We start from the raw sequence: 564 nt of genomic DNA on the forward strand, positions 1-564 counted from the left end.
TCAGATGTGTATACGAGACAGCCCTTCCCCTCCTCCGCGGTTCCCCTCCCCGGGTCCGGCGCGATCCCCTCCGCGGGAAGAGGCGGAACACCGGTCACCGGCAGCAGGCGAGCCGGGCCGCGCCGCAGCAGGGAGAGTGGATCCAGGTAACGCTCCGGCTCCGTCGGGTCCGCGCCCCGCAGCCGGGCCGCCCGCAACCCCCAGTGCAGACAGGGTCGGTCACAGTGATGGGGCCCGCCTGCCAGCCGCGCCACCGGATCGCCCGGCATCACCCGCCGCCCCGGCCCCACCAGGGGAACCACGGGCTCGAACGTCGTCCGCCGGGCCTGCCCGGGGTCCGGGGCGAGCGATGCCCCACCGGCGGGGGGCGGAGGACCTCCCGGCTCGTCGAGCTCGATCACCAGCACCCCGCGGCCGGCGACAGGTCCGGCGAAGACCACCCTCCCCGATACCGGGGAGAGGACCACGGCTCCCACCTCGGCCGGCAGATCCACCCCCCGGTGTCCGGCCTGCCAGGGACGGGGCGGGGGCTCGAAGGGCCGCGCCACCACCGGCGGGGTGATC

Annotated in this window: 1 protein-coding gene; it reads right to left on the minus strand. The window is 76.1% G+C overall.

Annotation, left to right across the window (positions count from 1 at the left end):
• Nucleotides 1-548: M23 family metallopeptidase (locus FOE67_RS27955; RefSeq protein ID WP_182667582.1), on the minus strand; the 548-nt coding region annotated here is incomplete at its 3' end.
• Nucleotides 549-564: the final 16 nt, after the last annotated feature.

Origin of the sequence: Streptomyces calidiresistens (assembly GCF_014141525.1) — a bacterium.
Taxonomy (GTDB): Bacteria; Actinomycetota; Actinomycetes; order Streptomycetales; family Streptomycetaceae; genus Streptomyces; species Streptomyces calidiresistens.